The organism is Rhabdaerophilum sp. (assembly GCF_046092605.1).
GTDB lineage: Bacteria > Pseudomonadota > Alphaproteobacteria > Rhizobiales > Beijerinckiaceae > Rhabdaerophilum.
The window spans coordinates 1-4612 of sequence record NZ_JBJTDY010000076.1 but is presented as its reverse complement, the minus strand read 5'-3'; the positions used below and the strand labels follow the sequence as shown (position 1 = coordinate 4612).

Sequence of the window (4612 nt, the reverse complement as noted above, 5' to 3'; positions counted from 1 at the left end):
ATCGTGTTCTGGTGCGGCTGGCCCATCGTCGCCGGGGGAGTCGCGGGGTTCCGCGCCGGCCGGCCCGGCATGTTCTCCCTCGTCGCGCTCGGCGGACTCGTGGCCTGGACTGCGAGCGTCCTGGCCACGCTCGTGCCGGGCATGTTTCCCGAGGCCTTCCGCCGGCCTGACGCCCATAACCGCCGACTGGTGGCGGAATTACGCGCCAGGCAGGAGGCCGCGCGGCATCAGCGCCCGGCACGCGATCTCGAGCGGCTGGCCCGGCAGAAGAAGATGCCGGCCCGGCAGCGGATCGAAAAGCTGCTTGATCCCGGCACGCCTTTTCTCGAACTCTCCACCCTGGCCGCCAACATGGCCTATGGCGGCGAGGCCCCTTCGGCCAGTTCGATTGTCGGCATTGGGGTGGTGGCTGGTCGCGAGGTCATGATCCGCGCCGATGACCCGACGGTGAAGGGCGGCGCCTGGTATCCGCTGACGATGAAGAAGATTGTCCGCGCGCTGGATATCGCGATGGAGAATCGCCTGCCGGTGATTCATCTGTGCGATTCCGCGGGAGGTTTCCTGCCGCTGCAATCCGAATTGTTCCCGGACAAATACGTTGGCGGGCGGATTTTCCGAAATCAGTCCGTGCTGTCGAAAATGGGCGTCAAGCAGCTGGCGCTGGTTTTCGGGCATTGCACGGCTGGCGGCGCCTATATTCCCGGCCTTTCGGATTACAGCGTCATTGTCCGGGGCAGTGGCGCAGTGTTCCTGGGCGGGCCGCCGCTGGTCAAGGCGGCAACCGGCGAGGAAGTGACGGTCGAAGAACTCGGCGGTGCAGAGATGCATACCAGTATTTCCGGCACGTGCGACTGGCCGGCCGACAATGAGGAACATGCCATTGCCCTCGGCCGCGAGATCGTCGCGCAATGGAACCGCCCAAAGAAATGGGAGGCGCAATGGCAGGCGCCGGAGCCGCCCCTCCATGATCCGACGGAACTCTACGGAATCATTCCGGACGACATCAAGACCAGCTTCGACATGCGCGAGGTGATTGCCCGGATTGTCGATGGCAGCCGCTTTCATGAGTACAAGCCGAATTACGGCACCACGCTGGTTTGCGGCTTCGCCCATATCTGGGGGTTCAAGGTTGGAATACTGGCCAATAACGGCGTGCTGTTCAACGATTCCTCGATCAAGGGCGCACATTTCATCGAATTGTGCGACCAGAACAATACGCCGCTGGTCTTCCTCCAGAATATCACGGGTTACATGGTCGGCCGGGAATACGAGCGGCGCGGCATCACCAAGGATGGTGCCAAGATGATCATGGCGCAGACCTGCTCGAAAGTGCCGAAATTCACCGTGATGTGCAATGGCTCCTTCGGTGCCGGCAATTACGGCATGTGCGGCCGCGCCTTTGACGGGCGGTTCCTGTTCACCTGGCCGAGTTCGCAGATCGGGGTCATGGGGGGCGAACAGGCGGCGAAGACCCTCGCCGAGGTCAAGATCAACCAGATCCGGCGCAATGGTGGCGATGTCGACCCGCAGGAAATCGAGGCGCTGATCAGCCAGACCCGTGCGGCCTATCAGCAGCAGCTCTCGGCCAATTATTCCACATCCGAATTGTGGGATGACGGCTTGCTCGACCCTGTCGATACGCGGAACGCGCTCGGCATCGCCATTTCCGTATCCCTCAACGCGCCAATAGGAGAACCTGGCTATGGCGTCTTCCGGTTCTGACCCAATCCGCTACTGGTTCGATTTTGCCTCGCCCTATGCCTATTTCGCGGTGCCCGGCCTGCAGGAGATCGCGCGGCGGCATGGCCGCCGGATCGAATACCGACCCCTGCTGCTCTTCGCGGTTTTCCGGGCACACGGCATCGCTGCACCGCTCGAGGTTCCCGCCCGCAAGCGCTATTTCTTCGAGGACATGGCACGGTCCGCCGCCTTTGCCGGCCTGCCACTGGCCGAGCCGGTCAAGATACCCTTCGCGTCCCATCTTGCGGCACGCCTGTTCTACGGTCTGGCTGCCGAACAGCCAAACCTTGCCGAAGCCTATGTCCAGGCGGTGCTGAGCCGGTTTTTCGGCCAGGGCGAGGACATCGCCTCCGTGCCAGCCTTGCAGGCGGTTCTGGGCGGCTTGGGAGTCGATCCCGCACGGGCGGAGGCCCTGATCGCGGCCGGGCGAGACCGATTGTCGGCCTCGGTCGAGGAGGCGGTGGCCGAAGGGGTGATTGGTTCGCCCTATACGGTGGTGGATGGCGAAGGCTATTTCGGCGCCGACAGGCTGCCGCAGATCGCATGGCGCCTCGCCCGCGCGGAGAAATGACGATGGATGTGTTTATTCTCGGAGCGGTGCGCTCCGCGATTGGCGGTTTCGGGGGCGGGCTGGCCGGCTTCTCTCCGGCTGCGCTCGGGGCGGCGGTCGCGAGGGAGGCCATCCGCCGTGCCGGGGTCAGCCCGGATGAGGTGGGCCATGTGGTGATTGGCAATGTCATCCCGACCGGGCCGGAAGATGCCTATCTTTCCCGTGCGATCGGGCTGGCGGCCGGCATTCCCAGGGAGGTGCCGGCATTGAATGTCAGCCGGCTCTGCGGCAGTGGCGCACAGGCCCTGGTCTCCGCTGCGCAGGGGATCGCCTTGGGAGATGGAGAGGTCGCGCTCGCCGGGGGCACGGAATGCATGAGTCGCGCGCCGCATTACCTGACTGTGGCGCGGTTTGGCCAGAAGATGGGCGATGCCGTGCTGGCGGATGGGTTGACCGGCGTGCTGACCGATCCGTTCGGCTCCGGCATCATGGGTGTTACGGCGGAAAACATAGCCGAACGCTGGGGCCTTAGCCGCGAGATGCAGGATGCCTTCGCGCTGGAAAGCCAGCGCCGGGCCGCCCTTGCTATCGCGAATGGCCACTTCCGCGACCAGATCCTGCCGCTGGAGACACAGGTTGGACGCAAGACCGTTCTCGTGGAACAGGATGAACATCCCAGGCCGACCACCACGGCGGAACAACTCGCCAAGCTGCCGACGATCTTCAAGAAGGGCGGCACGGTCACGGCGGGCAACGCCTCCGGCGTCAATGATGGTGCCGCGGCCATCATTCTGGCCTCAGGCAGGCGAGCCCGCGCGGGCAAGCCTCTTGCGCGGGTTCTCGGTTATGCCCATGCGGGCGTGGATCCCGCGATCATGGGCACGGGGCCGATCCCCGCTGTCCGGGCGCTGCTGGCCCGGACCGGGCTGAAGGCCGAGGATTTCGACGTCATCGAATCGAACGAGGCCTTCGCCGCACAGGCCCTTTGCGTGAACCGCCAGCTGGGGCTCGACCCAGCCAAGGTCAGCCCGGATGGTGGCGCCATTGCGCTAGGCCATCCGGTCGGCGCGACCGGGGCCATCCTCGTCGTCAAGGCCTTGTCCTGTCTCCAGCGCACCAACACGCGCAAAGGCCTGATCACGATGTGTATCGGTGGCGGGCAGGGCATCGCCCTGGCGATCGAGCGGGTGTGAATGCCCGCCTGGGGCCTGCCGGTCCCCGGGTGCTGAAACGGAAGGAGCGACCGGATGAAGACCGCCTTTGGCTGGGACCTTGCGCTGCCGATCATCACGGCGCCGATGTTCATTGCCTCGGGCCGTGATCTTGTGCTGGAGGCGGTTAATGCCGGCTTTGTCGGCACGTTTCCCGCGCTCAATCTCAGGACCAAGGACGAATTCCGCTGTCGGCTCAAAGAGATCGGGCAGGCGCTGGGCGATCGACCGCCGGAACGGCGGGTCTTCGGGGTGAACCTTGTCGCCCATCATTCCAACCCGCGGCTCGCGGCGGATCTCGAGGCGGTGGTGGCGGCCAAGGTGCCCCTTGTCATCACCTCACTTGGCGCGGTGAGCGAAATTGCCCGGGCGGTGCAGGGCTATGGCGGCATCATCCTGCATGATGTGATCAACCGCCGGCATGCCGAGAAGGCGGCAGAAGCGGGCGTCGATGGCCTTGTGCTGGTCGCTGCCGGCGCGGGTGGTCATGCGGGGCTGCTGAACCCCTTCGCCTTCATCGCCGAAGTCCGGCAGTTCTTCCGGGGCGCCATTGCGCTGGCCGGCGCTCTATCCACCGGCGCGGATGTTGCCGCGGCCCTGGCGGCAGGGGCGGATTTCGCCTATATGGGAACGCGGTTTATTGCCACGGCCGAAGCCAATGCCAAGGCGGGCTATCGTGAGATGCTGGCCCGGAGCGGCACGGATGATGTTGTCTACACCGCTGCAGTCTCCGGGGTGGCTGGCAATTTCCTGGCACCGTCGCTGCTGGCGCATGGGATTGATCCTGCGGCCCTGACAGCGACGAACAAGCAGGCGATCAAGCTCGATCTCGACCCCAATACGCGGAAATGGGTCGATCTCTGGGCGGCGGGGCAGGGTGTTTCCGCCATTGCCGATGCGCCGCCCATGGCCGAGTTGGCGCAACGACTGCAGGATGAGTTCGAAGCAGCTCGACGGCGGATCGCGTCGCTCTAGGCCGTAGACTCGTTACCGCGCATCCAAATGCGGACGGATGCCAGCTTCACCGCGGCGAGGAAGTTCTCCGCCGTCTTGTCGAAGCGAGTGGCGATGCGGCGGAACTGTTTGATCTTGTTGAAGAAGCGTTCGACGA

General features: G+C 64.7%; 4 protein-coding genes and 1 pseudogene. 4 read left to right on the top strand and 1 reads right to left on the bottom strand.

The features are described 5' to 3' along the window. Positions 1-141: 141 nt before the first annotated feature. From ACKODO_RS06340 to ACKODO_RS06325, 4 genes are read left to right on the top strand one after another with little or no spacing between them, the layout of a single operon-like run. Positions 142-1722 carry an acyl-CoA carboxylase subunit beta gene (locus tag ACKODO_RS06340; protein WP_408982604.1) on the top strand — a complete coding sequence of 527 codons (1581 nt, stop codon included), beginning with the start codon at positions 142-144 and terminating at the stop codon, positions 1720-1722. Then, positions 1703-2311, top strand: coding sequence for a 2-hydroxychromene-2-carboxylate isomerase (locus tag ACKODO_RS06335; protein WP_408982603.1), 609 nt, complete (start codon positions 1703-1705; stop codon positions 2309-2311). Before ACKODO_RS06340 ends, ACKODO_RS06335 begins: the two co-directional genes overlap by 20 nt. Then, positions 2308-3483, top strand: coding sequence for a beta-ketothiolase BktB (gene bktB / locus ACKODO_RS06330; protein WP_408982602.1), 1176 nt, complete (start codon positions 2308-2310; stop codon positions 3481-3483). The genes ACKODO_RS06335 and bktB overlap by 4 nt, the downstream gene beginning before the upstream one ends. 54 nt (positions 3484-3537) lie before the next feature. Further along, positions 3538-4476 (top strand): NAD(P)H-dependent flavin oxidoreductase, encoded by a 939-nt coding sequence (locus tag ACKODO_RS06325; protein WP_408982601.1) that lies wholly within the window; start codon positions 3538-3540, stop codon positions 4474-4476. On the opposite strand, the pseudogene ACKODO_RS06320 reads toward ACKODO_RS06325, so the two are convergent. Beyond that, positions 4473-4612: pseudogene (locus ACKODO_RS06320) on the bottom strand (IS5/IS1182 family transposase); the annotation flags it as partial. The gene ACKODO_RS06325 and the pseudogene ACKODO_RS06320 overlap by 4 nt on opposite strands.